The following is a 17,626-nucleotide window of genomic DNA, read 5'->3' as shown; positions in this document are numbered from 1 at the left end:
CATTTGTCTAATTAGTATTATTTTCCGTAAAAACTTTTTAAAACGATCCCATTTTCGCCATTAATTCTCATTTTTATTAAGATAAGAGAATGCAGATTATGTTTTTAAAAATGACCGTTATTACATGTATTAATTGGGCCCATCAATTGTTGGGTTTGGATCCAGTTTAAATTTATTTGTTTTTACATTAAATGTGATAGTCAGATATCCTCCCATTCTTCCAACATCATTCCAGACAATAAACTCTTTTTTCTTAGGATCAAAAACTTCAACGTTATCAAAAATTATTGTTATTACGTTACCGGTTAAGGTTTCTATTTTTGAAAAATCGATTACTTGAAAAACAGTATTATCTTTTTTACTGATAATTTTCAATCGATCCATTTGTGCCTTATCGTGATTTTCTTTTTTTGAATAAACTCCAACAAAATAAAACTCTGCTAATGAAGCAGCTTGCAAAATTTCGATATTGCAAAATTTATTTTCTTCTATCTGATCTATTAAAATAGAACTATTGGTTAATTCTAAAGGGAGTTTCTTATTTGTGGAAAGATTTGTCCAAACTCCCTCACATTTTTCTTTAGAAAATTCAAACTCAAATGTAGCGGTATATTTTCCATTACTTATTTCATACAATAAGACTTTATTCTTTTTAAAATCAATTGTTCCCTCAAGTCTAATTGGATTATTGTAGTTATCATATTTATAAACTCCGATAAGATTCAAATCCTTTTTCTTTTTTTCGCCAAAATAGCCATCTTTAATTTGAAAAGACAGGGAAATGGGGTATTTATCAATTTTGCCTTTATAGCTAAAACATTCGTACCAGCCTGCATAAGTGTTTGTTATGATCATTAGAAATATCAAAACTGCAACTATTTTTTTCTTCATATTTTGTTTGTATTACTTAACTAATCAATGCACAGTTAGTTTTTATTCGTTTACCCATTTGATATAGATGTTATAAAAAAAGAATTGAAAAACTCCTCCTGAGCTTGCCTTTCAATCTGTCTGAGGCAGGCTTCTTGTTAGCGGTAGTTTTTTTCAATCTCATCCAGGTTTCTATTGAATTTGTCAAAAATAATTTGTTTATCTGTAAAATTACCTGGTTTCCATTTTTCGATCGTTGTTATTTTATTCTTGCTATTATAAGTTTCACTTGAAATTAATGTTCCTCTCATCGGATCTTTAAAATTAAGATCTGCTTTTGTGTTTAAATATTTTTCTAGCATTTTTGGTATTTCCAAAAAAGACTTTGTTTCATTAGTAACATCAATTATTTTGCTTTGAGCATCTTTTTGAAATAGTTTATTTAACCACCACTGTTTTTCGTATTTTGTATATATAGGTATTGTATTCAAATAGAACTTATAACCTACATAATGCTCTGTAAAATCACTACTAACAATATAATTATAATAAATAACAGCCTCAATTGATTGCCAGCTTATAAAACAATCCTTGCCAAATAGAGGCATTTCAATTGTAATTCCTTTATCATCAGAAAACAATCTGTTTTGTCTTTCCTCAATTTGTTTTTGTTGTTTTTCGGAAATTGAAAATCCGAATATAAAACCATACATTAAGATTAATAGAAAAAAGGCAAATAAAGAAACTGTGATCCAGCCAAATAAATCAACATTCCATTTTAATTTAATAGCAAAAAACAGCACTAAAAACCCTATTATTGAAAATATTGAAAGTGGCAAAATAAAAAAAACTAAACGGGAATGTTCCATTATCCATCTCCTTGGTTTTATCATCCTTTTTCCATCAAACCATTTTAAAATATTTTCTTTTAGAATAATTACTATTGAAACGATAACAAAAACAATAGGAATTATATATAAACTGAATGATTTATATCCGCTTTTGATATCAAAAAAGATCATTGTTAAACTCAGTATTAGTATAAAAATACCGACTATCTTCGTAATTGTTTTTTCATTTAGATTCATGCTAATTAATGACGATTGTCACATTGAAGAAAAATCTCTTCATTTGATTTATCAATAATTGAAATTCCCGGACATCCAAAAGAAATATATTCAAAACCAAAAACTACAGCTGGTTTATTTTTAAATAGTTTTCCTGTCCATTGATTAATTGCATCCTGCCCCTCTTCATAATTCAAAGGAGCGGGAGAAGTACCTTCGCCTTGACTGTAAAGTTTTTCAAGTATGATATCTTTAGTTTTAGAATTGGTTACTAAAAGACGTCTGGCATAAATTACTTTATTATCATCCAAATAGTCTTGCAAAAAATATAGGTGAATTTCTGTTTTAAATAAATATGTATTACCCATTACTGCATTTTTTAACAAAGTACGATCTTCATTTTTCATTGGTTTTGATGGATATTCTTTACTGGCAATTTTTTTCCAGACAATTGGTTTTAAACCTTCTTTTGAAAATGGATTTTCTTTACCAATATAAACTAATGCATCTCTAAAATATTCGCTGAATCCATTTAAGTTTTTCTTGTTGATTTCAAATCCAATCATAAAATCATAGCTATGATAAGGCCAATCTTCTTCTGAAGAATATCCATTTAACATTGCAGCGGTTTTTAGGTTTTTCACAGCAAACGAAGCCAATTTATTCTTAGCATAATCGAATACAAAAACAGAATCGGTTTCGGATATATTGGTTTTAGATAAAAATCTTTTTCTGTAGTTTTTATCAAAAGTAAAATACTGAGCATTGTATTTTCCTAGTTTTTCTATGTTAGGCAAAGTAAGTGTGTCCTTTTCATCATTTATAGGATAAATATCCGAAAGGGAAACAAAAGCAACATCACTACTGTCTTTTGGAATTAAAGTAAACAAATTAATGCTTCCTTTTTTGTGCGTTTCTACTTCTCCTTTTTGTATTGAATCGGTTTCGGCTCTCCTATTTTCGACTGAACTCAATTGAGCATTTTTAGCATTCTCTTTTTTATTGCAGGCAAAAAGCATTAGTACTAAGACAGCAGATACAAGGCGGGTTATTTTCATTTCTAATTCTATTTTTGGTTTTTAAGATGATATTTATACAAATGGCTTTTTTAAAGATATGTTTTTATTGTTATGTTTTTTTATTCTTGAAATATAATTAATCGATACTATTACAGCAATCGCTAAAACTAAAACGGGCACGATAGAAAATGAGATCGTATAGAGAAATTCTTCCTCAAAATAATAAGTACTCCATGGTGATTCACTATCAATAAAAACAATGTAATTCAAGAAACCCCAGATCGAAATTAAAAGTATCTGTTTGATAGTGCTTTTTAAGTATATCTTTTTAATGAGAGAAAGCAATAGAAATACTATTGTTAAGAAAACGGCTATCTGCAGTGACATTAAATAAACACTTTCACTAACAGTGCAATCTAAATACCCTCTTGATATTCTTTCGGGAAAATCTCCCACGGACCAGCAAAATTCTATAAAAGTAATAGTAAAAAGTATTAGCCCAATGAATAACCTTTTCTTTAAAACCGGAGTTGTTTTATTTTGAGCTATTTGTTTCATTAATTTTAGTCTTATAAATCTCTTTCAGTGTTTCTTATGCAAAATAATTCAACTTAAATCTAAACCCGTTCTTTCACAAAAGTACTTGTTGTACGAAGTGGCATTTTCATTTTATAGTTACCCAACGTACTTTATGGTTTCTCAGGATATAAATCTTTTAAAGGAATGACGATACCGTTTTTAGAAATTTCGCATTTAGCATAGGCCTTTTTATGTAGTTTTAATGTCAGGGTTATGGAGTCTGATACGTTGGTTGCATTTAGTTTTCTAAAAGCACTCAAAACTTCAATTGGACTCAATTCATATTGGATATCATATTTATTCTTATTTTTATTTTTCCAATAAATGTAAAATGTTTCCGGAATATTTCGAACTGCGGCTATGCCATCATCTTTTAAGATTTCTATTTTATCATTTTTAAAAGAATAGACATAAACACTTATTAGTACGTCTTGTTCTTCTTTTTCAATCTTCAGAGACCATTTGTATTGATTTTGAAGTAAGTCTGAATAATCGGTGATACTCTCAATACTTTCATAACGATTGTACTTTCCTCCTAAAGATTTTTCATAAACCAGCATATCTAAATCTCCAGTAGTTTCTTTTGCAGTAAATGTTTCTAAAAGCTGGGGCTGAGCATTTTCTTTTTCACCTTGAATTATTTTCAAAAGGATTTTACCTTTCGGTCGTATTTCTAAAATTAAATTAGGAGCATCATTCTTTCCTTTAACCCAATCTTCCATTTTTTTGTATAGAAGCGGAGTTGTGAGCACATAAAATTTACGTTCATCTATGGAGAAATATTTCAAACTTAAAGAATCGGGCAAAAGTTCTTTCTCCCAGATTTTGAAATAAACAGAATTTTCGCTTTTAGCACTTGTTAACTGCTTTGATTCGGAATCAATACCGTGTGTGGAATGGTTGAAATTATTATAAAAAACGGCATCTATAATTTTTATAGTATTTAAATTTCCTGATAAAGAATCTTCTGCTGAACTATGAATTTCTGCATTCCAAAGCATCTTATTCTGTTCTTTATTTTTAAATCTTACCGCGAAATTGAGGATAACTAATAATCCTAAAATTACAGCTAAAAAAATATTGATATAATCTAATTTTGTTGTCTTCATACTCTTTTAATGTTGATATGCTCCTCCCAAAGCAGTTAAAAAAGACACTGCAACAAATATGATAATTGAAACAACCAAAAGAAATATCGAAAAGTTTCGAAATTCCTTTTTATAGGCCATGTCTTTAACAAAAGCCAAAATCACAAGTGCACTTACAGGAACCATAAAGCAATAAAAAGGCATCAGTAAACCTGCATATTCAGACGATGGTACGATCAAATTGGTGTACTCTATATAAATATATAATAGTATTTCTATGCCAAACAACAGGATAACCGTAATGATGGGATTGCTTCTCATTGATGAAATGTGTTTCGATTTAAAAATTTCCTTATTTTGATTTTACAAATGATAAATATTTTTCGTCGCATTGTGTAAAATGTTCATATTCATTCATTGAGTTTCCATAATTCTGAATTTGAATTTTATTTGTGCTGTACATCCCTCCCATTTTTCCAAAGCTGAGATAGATAACATCATCACTTTTTTCCGTTTTAAGTTTCCCTTTTGAAATTATTTTATTCTTATCAAAAATTAAAAACAAATACGCTCCCGCTTTCTTTTCGATTTTAATTTTAAATCTCGAATTTTCACAAGATGTCAGAACATAAACTCCTGTAATTTCCTGATCGGTACTAACTGCAAATTTATCTTTGGTCTGGTAAATACTTTTAAAGCTGACTAATGATAAGAATGCTGTCGCTACTATGATAGCAAATGCTATTTTTTTACTTAATTTCTTCATTTATTATTGTCTTTTAGTTTTTAGAAAATGGTCTTAGCTTTCTTTGCATCCACACAAAACAACATTATAGTTTTTATCATTGTCATCTGTTAATTTCAAAATCATCAATTTTCCAGCCGTTTTTTTGTTTTACCAAGGTAAAAACTGCCTCGTATTTCTCCCCTTTTTTATCTTTAAATGTAATTTCCCAATCTTCTTTAATGGTTACTTTCTCTCCAAAACTACCGCTGCCTCCAAAAGCTTTTATGTCAATAATGCTTTGATAAAAAGGCAAATTACTTTCGATCTTATTTTTCATTTTTTCGGTGCAATACTCTTTTGCCGTTTCAATTTGCTGCTGTGCAATCGCATATTGGAAAAAGGCAGCAGTATCATTGGCACTTAATTTAGAAATAAAACCAACCGAGTTTTCATCTTTAATTAATTCGCATACCATAGTTCCGTTTTCACTTGTAATGGTTACAGTTTCTCCTTCATACTTTACTCTGATTATTGATTCTTTACTATCTTCTTTTCTGCTGTGTTCTGTACGTTTTATGATTTTGATAACTCTGTTTTGATTATCATATTCGTTAATAATGCTTTCGGTACGATTATAATTTTCCCCTACGAAATATTTCTTCTCGTACAGTAATACAAAACATTTCGGGTTGTAAACGGTTTTTATTTCTTTCCGAACCTCATAACTTCCAAATTCAAAATCAGTTTCAATCATTGTATGATCTTTATACACATATTTTGCACGTTCTTTCTTTGTGTATGAAGTCGTATCTTCCTTCTGAATTTTTTCCCAATCTTTCTTATACCCGAAAAAGTTATTCAGATCGGTTTTCTTGTAAACAGAACCATTAATTTTTTCAATAAGAATATCTTTATTCTTAAAATTTAAAAATTTATTAGTTCTGAACACTTCATATGCATCTGTCGAAAGTTTCTCTTTTTCTGAAGGAGAATAAACTTCTGAAATAATTAATGGTTTAGGGTTTTCCTGAGAATTACATCTGAATAAGGATGCTAAAAGCATAAAAATCAAAATATTTTTCATCACTATTAGGTTTGTTTTTTAAAGAGATTAACGGACCGGTTTGGGTCTGATGATATATAAACCAGTGTTTTTAATTATTGGCTCTATAATTTCTGTACTATCATTTCTATAACCGCCTATATCCAGATCATAATCTATAAAGGCTACTTTAGTATTTTTTCTAAGGTGGACTGGCAATTCATACAAATACAAATCGTATCTGCTTTTAGGCTCTAAAAAATATTTTATTGCTTTTTCTTTAAAAAACAACTTTTCATTATTGTATGTCAATTGAAAATAACCCGTACATATAAATGAGGGGTTTATCCATTCTGGCAAATCCCAATAATTGCCTTTATAGTAGTAAGCTTCTTTTTTATAAGAGAGCAACTTAAATTCATTTGATGTCTGATAGTTAAATTTTCGCTCTTTTAGTATTTGGGTATAATACGTATCTAAATATTTATCATCTATTTTATTTCCGATTTGTTTAGTTGAATAGACTCCATTTTTATGATCCTTTAGTACCATTAATCTTTTATCTGAGAATTTTGCGGGGAAGTTTTCAAAATCAATTTGTCCAATAATATCATCTACGTCCAATGTTAACTGATGTGTAAATCGATAATCTCCTTTTTGAGAAAACAATAAAATCCACTGGTTTTTTACTTTGAAATACATGGGGACGCAATCCCTTTTAAAATCAATATTCCTGCCGGTATCATATATTACAAGTTCAGCTTCTTTATAGTATTTTTCGAAAATAGATTTAAAATCAAGGTCATTTATTTCATTTTCAGCATTAAGTATTTTAGAAAAAACACAGTACTCTAGTTGATCTCCCGAGAAATCGTAGACTCCTTTTTCGGCAAATACATAAGGCGAAAAATTGGCAAAATCAAAAACAGATGTATATTTCTCATTCTGCAAATCGGCAGAAAACATCACATTCCCATTAGCGTCTATTTTAGTCAATCCTCGCTTGTTTGCGATGTAAAACTCATTTTTTATACTGTCAAATAATATCGGAAAATCGCCTGTTACAGGTACAATTTCATAGTCGGACGATTGTACTCTATCTTGCAGCCCTTTGAAATTTTTATAAGCCTTAGGCCTAAAAAAATCCGCCGTACTAAGGTTATTTAAGCTGCATTTTTCTATTATCAATAAAATAAAAATGACTAAGACTACTAGAAGCATAGTGGTTGTTTTTTTCATTGAGGAGATTTCTTAAATTTCAGCTTTATAATAAAAATAATCTTTTAACTCTTTTCCATTAGAATCAAACCCAATTGATTTAGATGCTTTTATATAAATTTCAGTATTATTTTTCCATTTAATTTCTTCGATTGAGTTATCACTTTTTGCAAAACAGCTTTTATATTCTGTTAGAAACCCCGGAGGATCATTTTTATCGTTGACTTTTAAAATTACAATTGTCAGATCTTTAGATTCATATTCCGGATTCTGAAAATAAACCATATACTTACCATCCGGTGAAAGTTCCGGAACAGAAACACTTGAATCTCCTAAAGAAATAATCTTAAACAAATAATTGTTTGATAGGTCTAATAATTGCATTTCAGAAAATCCCATATGATCTGCAGTACTTAATTCCTGCAAAGCAACCAAATCTAAACTTGCGCAATTTCCAAAATACTTATAACCACTCCAGCTCAATTCTCCTTTGTAATCTTTATATTTCCTGAATTCAAACTTTTGATTTGCTCCCTGTATATAAAGAAAATCATTGTGCTCTTCTATTTTCGCTATTTTAAAACTTTCAGTCAAAGGGATCCTATTATACTCTGTTTCTTTGATACTGTCTAATCTGAAATTTGGAAGATTCTGTAATTTTTCATAGTATCCTATTTCGACAATTTTACTATCTTTTTCAGAATTCGCCTCATTATGAGTTTCTAAAGCGGTCGTCCTGATACCTGCATTTGTAGTCGTGTCTGATTTTAATGATAAGTGTTTCTTTTCTGTTGCTTCTTTACAGGAAACAAAAAGTAACAATGCAAAAATGAAATATTTTAAATTCATGAAATTGTAAATTAACTATTAGTTAAAAACATTATTTGCTGTATTAAAAACTTTGAGGAAAGTTATAAATAATCAATACTAAAACAACAATTACAGGATAACCTATGCTAACTAATTTCTTCAAAAAAAGCTTTTTACCTGATTTCCGAAACAAACTTATTAAACAGATTAACCAAATGATTGGCATTAAGAAAGGGAAAGGCAGCAAAACCATTAAAAACGGAATCCAGAATTTATCACTCCCATAGTTTTCATTATACCATCTGGTTATAAAAATGGGCGTTAGCTTTTTTTCTTCAAGTGCCTTTTTAAAAGCTAGCTCGTTATGAAATTCGTCTATCGCATTTGTTTTTTCATTAATTATAAAAAAAGTCCCCTCTTCTCTGGCAATTACATGTTTTTTATAAAAATAAAACTCTTTAAACCAAATATTTGAATCATTTACGGTTAGTTCTACGAGTTTATCATTTCCTCCATCATGATAAAGTTTGTTTCCATAAGGAGTAACGTCCTCCCAAACAGAAATACCTCCTGCAAAACAGACATTAGAAAAAGCAAAAAGCATAAACAAGCGTATAGAAATTCTAATCAATTGCATCTTTCCAAATCGTTATAATCCTTTCGGAATAGTAATAATTACCCGTTTTTATGAGGCTGTTTAAGGTTGCTGTATTAATCTCAATTTCGGGAAATTGTGATTTTGCATTGGCAATCAACCGTTTCTTTTCTTTGGTATTACCCTGCAGATAAGCTGCAAGTATCCGTCCGATATGTGTATCTATATTCTTTTCATCTATTTTAAAAGAAGCTTCAAATTTAGCCTGCGCCTCTTTGTAAAGTTCTTCATCTAATAAAAGATAGCCGTAATTACTTATTTGTACAGCATCATCCGTATTTTTGCTTATATACTTATTATAGGCAGCTTCTGCTTTTTTATAGTCACCAAGTTCCTGATATATTTGTGCCAGATTTGTTAATAAAATACTTTCGTTTGCATCTAGTTTTAATGCTGCCTCAAAATCCCTGATCGCTGGCAAAAAATCTCTTTTTTGCTGATAAAGTCTACCTCTTTGCGCACGATATCCATAAACATTGGGGTACATAACAATTAATCTGTCGTAAATTTCAAGAGCCGTTTTCCAGTCTTCTATTTGCTGATAAGCTTGTCCGGCATAAAAATCCAGGTCATCCCGCATATTATCAGAATCATCTCCGTAATTATCCGGACCATTTAAGCGATACTGATAGAGTTTGTAAATTTCTATAGCTCTTTTCGGATTCGGGATTTCTATAAGACATCTTATATAATTGTGGTAAATCCTCACAATGACATTCCTGTCATACTGAACAGCTATCTCATAGTTTTTAACTGCATTTTCATTATCCTTCAGGAAGTAATAATTATTTGCCATCATCTCATACAATTCAGGATTGGCATTATCCATTTCCAATGCATATTTTACCTCATCTGAAGATTCTTTGTACTGCATTAAACGAGCCAGACAAAGTGCTTTAATTTGATGATAGTCGGGGTTTTGAGTATTTATTACTATTGCCTTATCAATTGTCAAAATTGCATTTTCATATTGCTGCTGATTATAAAGCTCAAGTGCAGTGTCATAAAACTTTTCAGGCATTTCACTCTCTGAAACTGCAGCGACTGCAACAGGAAAATGAGGCTTAAGATATTCGTAATCTATAGCCTCTTTTTTACTCAAAACCCTGAGTGATTTTATACTACCGGTATGCTCTTCAATTCCTATCTCGAATAAATTTTCTTTTTTATCATAAGGCTGTAACAATGCACTGTATTTGGCATAATTGGGGTTGTTTTTCGCAGATAGTAAACACAGTTTTGGCTCAACGCCCAACTCAACAACAATTCTGCTATTTTCTTTACGAAAACTGCGGATATAATTGATTTCTTTTTGGATTTTATCTTGTCCCTCGCTTGTTAAGGAAGTAAAGACAAGTAGTATAAAAAATATAAACCTCATAACTGGTACTATTTATAATTGTATTTCATAGATGTAGCAAACTTTTGTAATTGGATCCCGAAAATATCCTGAACCCTGATCGAAATCATCAATAGTACCAAATCTAACAGAATGGTTTGAAGGTCTAAACCAACCTGGTGCATCGCCAGGCAGAGTCCAATTATTCTTGTCTGCAAACAGATTTTTTTCCTTTAAAAATTTATTCCACCATTCCTCTGTTGATTTGAATTTAAGGTAAACAATATACTCTGTCGTCCAATGACCAGACTGCCAATATTGACCCCGTAATACTTGAATATCAGATGGTGGATTTTTTCCATCCCAATATCTAAAAACTTCATTTGTATTTGTGGTATTAATCTCTGAGCAGCTTGTCAATAACAACAACACTATTATCATTATGAGATTGGTTAAATCGTTGAAAAAACGCTTTAACCTTATCTTCTTTTTCTTGGCTGATTGTCCAGATCTAAAGGAACTCATTCTCATAAAAATATTCATATAATATATTTAACGTTTCAGGACTTTGTGCTCGGGTAAAAATCGAAGTACTACACTTTTAATCTTCATTTTTGCAAGCATTATAATCTATAACATCTGCTTTTACAAAATTCTGTAAACCCTTATCTTCAATACAAATTTGAAAAATAAATGCACATCAATTTAAGTCGATATAAATTCGCCTGAGATCATTAGAAATTCGTGAAGAATTCTTTAAAATCTGTATTAATGGTTCTGGATTTTCATGTAAACTCTAATTTTAATTTTCGGTAAAACTGCTAGCAGTACTATTCTTTTATCATTTATTTAAAATTAACCTTTTTAAGTTCGCTATAAAGTTCATCCAGAAACTGTTGCTGCTCTTTGTTATTCCTGAAATAACGCTGATAGTTTACACCACAATCGGATATATCACGAATGTTTTTTGTGTTAAAAGTCCAATCGTCAGTGTTTTTTATTAAAAGCCCTAAATCATTATTACAGCTTTGCCACAATTCGGAGAACTTCGTTTTTTTATCCTTTTTTAATTGACTAAAATCTGCATATACCGAATATCCCTGCATTTCAGGATTAAAAAATTTTATAATCATAAACACCGGAATACCACCCCAATCTATCGTTTTCCCTTCTGGCAACTCTACCATAGTGAGTTTATTTTCATTCATTATTTCATCTTGTTCACCTTCTTTCAAAAACTGTTCTTCGTAAGTTAGTTTTGTTCCTTTTGGCACTACAATTTTTTTAATAGTTGTGGGTTCGGTAGTAATAAAATAAGGATAATTTGGTCCTCTCCCCCCGGTTGGATTTCCCATGCCGCTTAATCCGCTTAAAATTACGTTTCCTATTGCCACTACAGCGACAAGTACTACTATTATGCCTAATGCTATATAAATTTTCCTGTTCATTTGTTTTTTCCTTATGTGATCGGTACTATTTTTTTGCTTTTTATTTTTTTCAACCCAACTCCCCCATAATGTGACCAATTAAAAGAAAAAACAGAACTAAAATATTTTTCATTTTCTGATTGGTATAGATTTTATTTTGGTATAGATTTTTCCCTTCCAGAACATTAATTTATCCGGATTTTCCGGATGGTCAAACTTCATATCAAATTGAGCTTTTAAGATTCCTTTTTGCATTGCTTTTTTGTCAATTTTTATATTTCCCTCATTACACAAATAGGTTAATTTTCCATCAACAATACTATTTAATTCAATGCGTGGATTACTGATGACATTCTTAATAATATAAAAATTAAGCGTAGAATGTGTCGCGGTATTGGCCAAAGTATAACATTCGATCGTGTCTTTACTCAATCGTTTTGCTACCAATTCTGTAGCACCAGAATACTCATAACACCAGGCTTCGCATTTTAAACTGTGTGTTTTTGAAAAAGAAAAATCGCCGTCAAGATTTTCAACCCATTGTATATCAAAATCTTTAAACGGAAACAGGCAAAAAACAAAGCTGAATAAAAGAACTGTATATTTCATCGTGATTTTGGTTAGCGTAATACATCTAATGATAAAATTTAAAAAAATAAGTTTATTTTACTTTGTCTTTGGTTCCTTTTTACATTTAATTCTTTCAGTTGTCTTATAAATTTCTTCCGGCAAAGCATCAGTAGAATAATATATTTTCTGCACTTCACATTCACAACGATCTTTCTTTAAATTAAATACAACTATTCTTGGCCCCAATGGATGATTTCCACGTTCCCAATTTGTAATTTCAAAACCTTTTCTTTTCAAAATCTGAACCAATATGAGTTTTTCATCTTTGTCATTTGGCACCATTTCTTTCGGCAATGAATTGTATAAATTTGGAAGTTCAATAAACTTGTCATTAGAATTTTCAATAACGAAGTCTACAATTTTTTCGTTAAATTCTATAGGTTGCTTTTGAAGTTCTTTTAAATCATCTTCTTCTTGTTCTTGCTTGTTTTGACAAGAAATCATGAACGGTAAAATTGTAAGCACTGTTAAAATTTTATTCATCCTAAGTTAGTGATTATGATTGTTAACGAAAGTTTTTAATTAAATTCATTTAATGCATCATTTGGCAAGTCATACTCGTAAAGTTTCCCATTTTCGTTATCATAATACAGCCATTGAAAAATATTGGAACGATTCTCAAATTCGTAACCAATTCCCATAATTGTAAAATCCCTGTCTTCCCTTTTTTGATTTTCTATTGAATAATTAATTTGCTCTTTATTTTTGATATGAAGTTGCAAAAGTTCGTTTTTTGAGTTGGCAATGTAATATTCCGTCAATAGATAGATTTTGTCTAAAAAGCTCTGCGAATAATTATCCTCTTTACTCCAATGATATTTTAGTTCCTTTTTATACTCTTTTCTCATTTTAGAAACATTTCCGTCTTTAATTTTCCTCACAGAAATCAACCAATCCTCAAGCATTGGAGTATCTCCATCTCCTGCAACATAAATGGTGTCTTTTTTCCACTGAATTTCACAAATATCACCTCTTAATAAACTCCTGTCATCATTTTTATCATTTACAAAACCGAGTAACTCATTTTCTTTTTTTACCTGAATAGATGTATAGTCAAAATCGTCATTGTATTCTACAAATTCAAAAGTATCTTTAAAAACTTCTTCTTTAGCCTGAATAATTTTAGCACCAGTTTGTTTAGTATCAGATTTATTTTGATTTATTTTTTTTATCCCGGCAGTACTTTTTGTTTTATTCTCACAAGATTGTAAAACGAAACTTAAGAGGGTTATAATTGATAAAAATAATATCGGGTTATTTTTCATTGTTCTTCTTTTAGTTGTTAGTCAATTGTTTTTTTAATTCCGGAAAGCAGGTTTATGAAAAATTATTTCTTTTCTACAACAAAACCCAACTCTGTATATCCGTTTTTTTTGTACTATCAATGCGTTTTTTTACTCCGTTTTTTTCGTCAATCAGTTGTATAATCAATATTAATCAAAGTATTCAAAAAGCATTAAATGATGTTTTTATTCCATAAGTTTAATGCAAAATCTTTAAAAACTTTCGGGCCTATTTCAAATGCTGCATCAAGTTTATAGTTGCCCCCTTCAAAAGTTTTTTCTCCATTATCATCAATTCCTGTTTGAACTTTGTTTTCGCCATGCATGGCAAATTTTTGTTTTCCTTCATACATGATAATTTTCATTTCGCAAGGACTCACATCTCCATGACATACAATTTTGTACATTAACCAAATTTCAGCAATTCCATTATTATCTAAATCGGTAATCTTAAAGGAGTTTTTGACAAATGATGCCACAATATCCACCGGACAATCATCGATGTAATCATATACTTTCCAGATTTGAATTACCTGGTTATTTTTTACTAAAAAATGATGAGCAAATAATTCAGCATCTCCGCTATCATCAAACTCATGCTGAAATTTTTCATTTCTGTGGCTCCCTGTTTCTGTGGTTATTACAATATTATCACCTAATTTATCTTTCCAACGAACGGCATTTTTTATGAATCCCTCGTATTTTAATGATTTTGGAAATTGCGAAGAATCAATATCCGTTATTTGTAAACTTTCCTTTTTCGGCTCAATTGTTTTTGCTTTTTCAGGCTCAATTGTAAGTGTCTTTGTTTCTTGTTTACAACTGATAAAAATTACATTTAACAGGATTAAAATTGGGATTAGTTTTTTCATTTACTTGTTGTTTTAAATCTCATTTCAGGAAAAGTGTCCATGACAATGATACTGTCTTTCAATAACATTTTGTTCTCTCTGTTAAATTCATAAATAACAGTACTCGTTCTTGGTTCTGCACAGCCAATATCAGATGGCATTTGTTTTGAAACTTCATCGTAAAGATTCCAATTGGGCGCTATTACTATCAACTTTGGAAATTCGGGATAAATTCCCGACAAAATTTCTAATGGAACTCTTGCTGAAACAAATAATACGGGTGTTTCTTCTGATTTTGGAATTTCCACATTAAAAAGATACTTAGTGCCGTTTTTTACCACATCATTATCAGTTATTTCGATTACATTGTAAAAAATGCTATCTCTAATTCTTTTTGAATGAAATGTATGGGCCGAGGTATTTTTTTGCAACGATTGATTTTCTGTTACTTTAGGTGTTTTGTTTGCACAAGCATAGAATGCAAATAAAACTGATATAATGATTGTTTTCTTCATTTTAAAATTCTTTCATATAGTTTAAAACAATCGAAATTTACAATTGCAAGCCCAGGGTTCTTTTTTATTTTTTAGCTAATTCGCTATTATAAAAAAACTCACACTTCCCTCCTAAATAGCCAAACATTCCCCAATGTCCATCATTAAAATATCCCATTTGAGAAATAATGTAATTTTTGTTTTTAGTTACAATTAAAATTTTATCTGTCTTTTTAAACTTTTTAAAAGGAATATTAAATTCAATTTTATTATAAGCCATATTACGTATTACCTTCTTTTCGATAGTGTCATTTTTATCCATTAAGATTAAATTAATATCGGCATTATATGACGCTGTCGCATTTTCAATTACAATCAATGGGTTATCCGTTATGAACACAATATTTTCACAATCTTTATCATCTTGATTTTGTCTTTCATTACTTGTAACCATACCATAATAGATCCAGCCAACTAACATTAAAATAATAATTACAGCTATTCCTAAAAAAAACAAACAACCTTTTACATATTTATTCACTTTAATACATTTTTTATGATCACTAACCATCTGTTAGCATGCAAATTTTAAAAAAAAGACAATGTTAATTTAAGCAGTTATAAATTAGTCCTGAATAATTTGATATTTGTGAAGATTCTTTTTAAATCTGTACTAATTGAATATTTTCATTTTGTGTTTTTATTATCCGGCTACTGCTAATCTTATAAAATTTAGTTGGTTATTTTTATATTCAAATTGCCAATTATATAGATGTTCACCTTCTGAATGATAATCTGTATAAATGTCAAGGTCTTTGATAATTTCAGAATTTGACATAAAATTATAGTAAATAGAAACCTTATCATTTTCAATCTTAACACTATACTCTATTACAACAAAACCATTATCGACTAGTACTTTATGAATACCCTCATTTTTATACCAATTGATATCTTCTAAGTCTATCTTTTTCATAACACTTAGCAAATATTCGGTGTCGTACTTATCTTCTGCTTTATAGCTAAAATACTTTTGTAGGTTTAGATTGTCTTTTAATAGAACATTATTTTTGAATAGTTTTAATTGTGCAACTATGCCTTTTCGTTGTTCTTCTAAATTTTTCACTTTGGCCTGAAAAAGTTTAATGTTTTGCTTTTCAATATCGTTAAACTTAATGTCTGAATTATTTTTTACAGGCTTATACCAGCTTTTGTCTGCAAAATAGTCCTGAAATTTTAAATTTGTAAAAAGGTACCCTTCTCTTGCAAATAAGTCGTTTGTTAAAAGTCTAATTTCATCTATACTTAAACCTTTGACTTGTTCTTCTTTAATAATTTTTGTTGAGCAAGTCGAGCAATCTTTCAGAGTTTGTCCAAATGATTTAATTGAAAATATCAGAAGAATGAGTGAAGATAGTTTTTGCATAATTTATTTTTCAGTAAAAAATTCCATTCGCATAACACAAAGCAATAACCAAAATGATTATAAATAAACTGAAAATCATTGCTGCATTACGCAAACTAGTTTGTCGTCGTTTGTTAAATATATAGCTTTCTAGTAGTAGAAATAGTAAAAATAAAATTGAAAACATTAAGCTTAATTCAAAAATTCTATCAACTTCAGCAACAAAACTAAATCTATCTTGTTGCAAATATTCCGACAAAGTATAATACGCTCCATTGTAAATTACTATGAAAGCAATTAATAATATCGTAATTCTAATTAATATGAATTTGCGTATTTTCATTTTTATGTTCGGTGGCAAAATTACTGCTTGCGTTCTGGTGTCACACCTGGTTTGTGACTAGCAGCTTTATATTCCATCTGCAAAACCCGGATTATTACATTTAAAATTTTCAGGTTTTTCAATTTTAATAAATTTCATTTCATTCAAATTTATTTCCCAAAGTCTATGAATGTTTGTTAGAACTGCCTTTGAATTATCTTCGTATTCAATTAAATAGTTACTTTCTTCAGTATTTTCTAATTTTAAAATAATTGTTGAATAACATTTTTTGGGGTAACTACTTTTGACAATTAGTTCATCTTTTATTACAAAATTTGCTTTTACCTCGTCATAATAATTAATGAATTTCTCTATCGTTATTTTACTTTTTCCATTTCTGCAATTACCAATATTTAAAGAATATTCTGAAACTGCATATTCTTCATTTTCAGAATATCCTTCAAGCATTGTTCCAAAACACACATGAAAGTTATACTTATTTAATTCTTGTGTTGTTTTCCCTATGAAGGAAATATCCAAACTATCTTTATTAATTATTTGAACAGTTTGTAAACTTTTTTTTCTTGAATTATCTCTTTTTGTACTTGACTTAATTTCTAATTTATTTCTCTTCTGTGATTTATCATTACAGCTTATTATTAATAGTTGTCCAATTATAAAAAGATAAATTATTCTCTTCATTTTACTTAGTTTGCTTGTAGTTTTTTACTAGAAAATAAATTGAAAACACAAAGGTGATAATGTAAACAATGGCTAAACCAGTGTGTTTAAATTTTAGA

Annotated in this window: 22 protein-coding genes; all 22 read right to left on the bottom strand. The window is 29.5% G+C overall.

Features of this window, described 5'->3' with window-relative positions; genetic code table 11:
* Positions 1-129: 129 nt before the first annotated feature.
* The 22 genes from OLM51_RS10705 to OLM51_RS10600 all read right to left on the bottom strand — a co-directional run bounded on the left by OLM51_RS10705 (position 130) and on the right by OLM51_RS10600 (position 17,528).
* The gene (locus tag OLM51_RS10705) at positions 130-891 is read right to left on the bottom strand and encodes a hypothetical protein (RefSeq protein ID WP_264550614.1); all 762 of its coding nucleotides are present in this window, start codon (positions 889-891) and stop codon (positions 130-132) included.
* 137 nt (positions 892-1,028) lie between these two features.
* Entirely contained in the window at positions 1,029-1,892 is an 864-nt protein-coding gene (locus tag OLM51_RS10700) for a hypothetical protein (RefSeq protein WP_264550613.1), read from the bottom strand.
* A gap of 71 nt (positions 1,893-1,963) precedes the next feature.
* The gene (locus OLM51_RS10695; RefSeq protein ID WP_264550612.1) at positions 1,964-2,995 is read right to left on the bottom strand and encodes an oxidoreductase; all 1,032 of its coding nucleotides are present in this window, start codon (positions 2,993-2,995) and stop codon (positions 1,964-1,966) included.
* Between the two features lie 33 nt (positions 2,996-3,028).
* Positions 3,029-3,514: a hypothetical protein gene (locus tag OLM51_RS10690; protein WP_264550611.1), complete on the bottom strand. Its 486-nt coding sequence runs from the start codon at positions 3,512-3,514 to the stop codon at positions 3,029-3,031.
* 131 nt (positions 3,515-3,645) lie between these two features.
* Positions 3,646-4,644, bottom strand: coding sequence for a hypothetical protein (locus tag OLM51_RS10685; protein WP_264550610.1), 999 nt, complete (start codon positions 4,642-4,644; stop codon positions 3,646-3,648).
* A 6-nt stretch (positions 4,645-4,650) separates the two neighbouring features.
* Positions 4,651-4,944, bottom strand: a complete 294-nt coding sequence (locus OLM51_RS10680) for a hypothetical protein (protein ID WP_264550609.1) — start codon at positions 4,942-4,944, stop codon at positions 4,651-4,653.
* A gap of 31 nt (positions 4,945-4,975) precedes the next feature.
* Positions 4,976-5,389: a hypothetical protein gene (locus OLM51_RS10675; RefSeq protein WP_264550608.1), complete on the bottom strand. Its 414-nt coding sequence runs from the start codon at positions 5,387-5,389 to the stop codon at positions 4,976-4,978.
* Positions 5,390-5,471: 82 nt separating this feature from the next.
* Positions 5,472-6,434: a hypothetical protein gene (locus OLM51_RS10670; protein WP_264550607.1), complete on the bottom strand. Its 963-nt coding sequence runs from the start codon at positions 6,432-6,434 to the stop codon at positions 5,472-5,474.
* A 27-nt stretch (positions 6,435-6,461) separates the two neighbouring features.
* Positions 6,462-7,631 (bottom strand): hypothetical protein, encoded by a 1,170-nt coding sequence (locus OLM51_RS10665; RefSeq protein ID WP_264550606.1) that lies wholly within the window; start codon positions 7,629-7,631, stop codon positions 6,462-6,464.
* A 12-nt stretch (positions 7,632-7,643) separates the two neighbouring features.
* The gene (locus tag OLM51_RS10660) at positions 7,644-8,459 is read right to left on the bottom strand and encodes a hypothetical protein (protein WP_264550605.1); all 816 of its coding nucleotides are present in this window, start codon (positions 8,457-8,459) and stop codon (positions 7,644-7,646) included.
* Between the two features lie 43 nt (positions 8,460-8,502).
* Positions 8,503-9,057, bottom strand: coding sequence for a hypothetical protein (locus tag OLM51_RS10655; protein WP_264550604.1), 555 nt, complete (start codon positions 9,055-9,057; stop codon positions 8,503-8,505).
* Positions 9,044-10,456, bottom strand: a complete 1,413-nt coding sequence (locus OLM51_RS10650) for a tetratricopeptide repeat protein (protein WP_264550603.1) — start codon at positions 10,454-10,456, stop codon at positions 9,044-9,046. The genes OLM51_RS10655 and OLM51_RS10650 overlap by 14 nt, the downstream gene beginning before the upstream one ends.
* A 12-nt stretch (positions 10,457-10,468) precedes the next feature.
* Complete coding sequence (locus OLM51_RS10645) at positions 10,469-10,855, bottom strand: hypothetical protein (RefSeq protein WP_264550602.1); 387 nt, start codon at positions 10,853-10,855, stop codon at positions 10,469-10,471.
* 404 nt (positions 10,856-11,259) lie between these two features.
* Positions 11,260-11,862 (bottom strand): hypothetical protein, encoded by a 603-nt coding sequence (locus tag OLM51_RS10640; RefSeq protein ID WP_264550601.1) that lies wholly within the window; start codon positions 11,860-11,862, stop codon positions 11,260-11,262.
* A 108-nt stretch (positions 11,863-11,970) separates the two neighbouring features.
* The gene (locus OLM51_RS10635) at positions 11,971-12,450 is read right to left on the bottom strand and encodes a hypothetical protein (protein WP_264550600.1); all 480 of its coding nucleotides are present in this window, start codon (positions 12,448-12,450) and stop codon (positions 11,971-11,973) included.
* A gap of 57 nt (positions 12,451-12,507) precedes the next feature.
* Entirely contained in the window at positions 12,508-12,954 is a 447-nt protein-coding gene (locus OLM51_RS10630) for a hypothetical protein (RefSeq protein WP_264550599.1), read from the bottom strand.
* 35 nt (positions 12,955-12,989) lie between these two features.
* Positions 12,990-13,736 carry a hypothetical protein gene (locus OLM51_RS10625; protein WP_264550598.1) on the bottom strand — a complete coding sequence of 249 codons (747 nt, stop codon included), beginning with the start codon at positions 13,734-13,736 and terminating at the stop codon, positions 12,990-12,992.
* 191 nt (positions 13,737-13,927) lie between these two features.
* On the bottom strand, positions 13,928-14,626 hold the full coding sequence (locus tag OLM51_RS10620; RefSeq protein WP_264550597.1) for a M949_RS01915 family surface polysaccharide biosynthesis protein: 699 nt from the start codon (positions 14,624-14,626) through the stop codon (positions 13,928-13,930).
* The gene (locus OLM51_RS10615; protein ID WP_264550596.1) at positions 14,623-15,120 is read right to left on the bottom strand and encodes a hypothetical protein; all 498 of its coding nucleotides are present in this window, start codon (positions 15,118-15,120) and stop codon (positions 14,623-14,625) included. The genes OLM51_RS10620 and OLM51_RS10615 overlap by 4 nt, the downstream gene beginning before the upstream one ends.
* 64 nt (positions 15,121-15,184) lie before the next feature.
* Positions 15,185-15,640 (bottom strand): hypothetical protein, encoded by a 456-nt coding sequence (locus OLM51_RS10610; protein WP_264550595.1) that lies wholly within the window; start codon positions 15,638-15,640, stop codon positions 15,185-15,187.
* Positions 15,641-15,802: 162 nt separating this feature from the next.
* On the bottom strand, positions 15,803-16,525 hold the full coding sequence (locus OLM51_RS10605; protein WP_264550594.1) for a YARHG domain-containing protein: 723 nt from the start codon (positions 16,523-16,525) through the stop codon (positions 15,803-15,805).
* A gap of 388 nt (positions 16,526-16,913) precedes the next feature.
* Positions 16,914-17,528 (bottom strand): hypothetical protein, encoded by a 615-nt coding sequence (locus tag OLM51_RS10600; protein WP_264550593.1) that lies wholly within the window; start codon positions 17,526-17,528, stop codon positions 16,914-16,916.
* Positions 17,529-17,626 lie beyond the last annotated feature (98 nt).

The sequence above is a fragment of the Flavobacterium sp. N2038 genome, assembly GCF_025947185.1.
GTDB lineage: Bacteria > Bacteroidota > Bacteroidia > Flavobacteriales > Flavobacteriaceae > Flavobacterium.
This window is presented reverse-complemented; position numbering and strand designations above follow the sequence as displayed.

Coding starts and splice junctions, on each gene's coding strand:
- OLM51_RS10680 (WP_264550609.1), bottom strand. CDS start 4,944: ATGAGAAGCAATCCCATCATTACGGTTATCCTGTTGTTTGGCATAGAA.
- OLM51_RS10650 (WP_264550603.1), bottom strand. CDS start 10,456: ATGAGGTTTATATTTTTTATACTACTTGTCTTTACTTCCTTAACAAGC.
- OLM51_RS10605 (WP_264550594.1), bottom strand. CDS start 16,525: ATGCAAAAACTATCTTCACTCATTCTTCTGATATTTTCAATTAAATCA.
- OLM51_RS10670 (WP_264550607.1), bottom strand. CDS start 6,434: ATGAAAAATATTTTGATTTTTATGCTTTTAGCATCCTTATTCAGATGT.
- OLM51_RS10665 (WP_264550606.1), bottom strand. CDS start 7,631: ATGAAAAAAACAACCACTATGCTTCTAGTAGTCTTAGTCATTTTTATT.
- OLM51_RS10700 (WP_264550613.1), bottom strand. CDS start 1,892: ATGATCTTTTTTGATATCAAAAGCGGATATAAATCATTCAGTTTATAT.
- OLM51_RS10645 (WP_264550602.1), bottom strand. CDS start 10,855: ATGATAATAGTGTTGTTGTTATTGACAAGCTGCTCAGAGATTAATACC.
- OLM51_RS10705 (WP_264550614.1), bottom strand. CDS start 891: ATGAAGAAAAAAATAGTTGCAGTTTTGATATTTCTAATGATCATAACA.
- OLM51_RS10675 (WP_264550608.1), bottom strand. CDS start 5,389: ATGAAGAAATTAAGTAAAAAAATAGCATTTGCTATCATAGTAGCGACA.
- OLM51_RS10660 (WP_264550605.1), bottom strand. CDS start 8,459: ATGAATTTAAAATATTTCATTTTTGCATTGTTACTTTTTGTTTCCTGT.
- OLM51_RS10625 (WP_264550598.1), bottom strand. CDS start 13,736: ATGAAAAATAACCCGATATTATTTTTATCAATTATAACCCTCTTAAGT.
- OLM51_RS10655 (WP_264550604.1), bottom strand. CDS start 9,057: ATGCAATTGATTAGAATTTCTATACGCTTGTTTATGCTTTTTGCTTTT.
- OLM51_RS10690 (WP_264550611.1), bottom strand. CDS start 3,514: ATGAAACAAATAGCTCAAAATAAAACAACTCCGGTTTTAAAGAAAAGG.
- OLM51_RS10695 (WP_264550612.1), bottom strand. CDS start 2,995: ATGAAAATAACCCGCCTTGTATCTGCTGTCTTAGTACTAATGCTTTTT.
- OLM51_RS10620 (WP_264550597.1), bottom strand. CDS start 14,626: ATGAAAAAACTAATCCCAATTTTAATCCTGTTAAATGTAATTTTTATC.
- OLM51_RS10685 (WP_264550610.1), bottom strand. CDS start 4,644: ATGAAGACAACAAAATTAGATTATATCAATATTTTTTTAGCTGTAATT.
- OLM51_RS10640 (WP_264550601.1), bottom strand. CDS start 11,862: ATGAACAGGAAAATTTATATAGCATTAGGCATAATAGTAGTACTTGTC.
- OLM51_RS10630 (WP_264550599.1), bottom strand. CDS start 12,954: ATGAATAAAATTTTAACAGTGCTTACAATTTTACCGTTCATGATTTCT.
- OLM51_RS10635 (WP_264550600.1), bottom strand. CDS start 12,450: ATGAAATATACAGTTCTTTTATTCAGCTTTGTTTTTTGCCTGTTTCCG.
- OLM51_RS10600 (WP_264550593.1), bottom strand. CDS start 17,528: ATGAAGAGAATAATTTATCTTTTTATAATTGGACAACTATTAATAATA.
- OLM51_RS10615 (WP_264550596.1), bottom strand. CDS start 15,120: ATGAAGAAAACAATCATTATATCAGTTTTATTTGCATTCTATGCTTGT.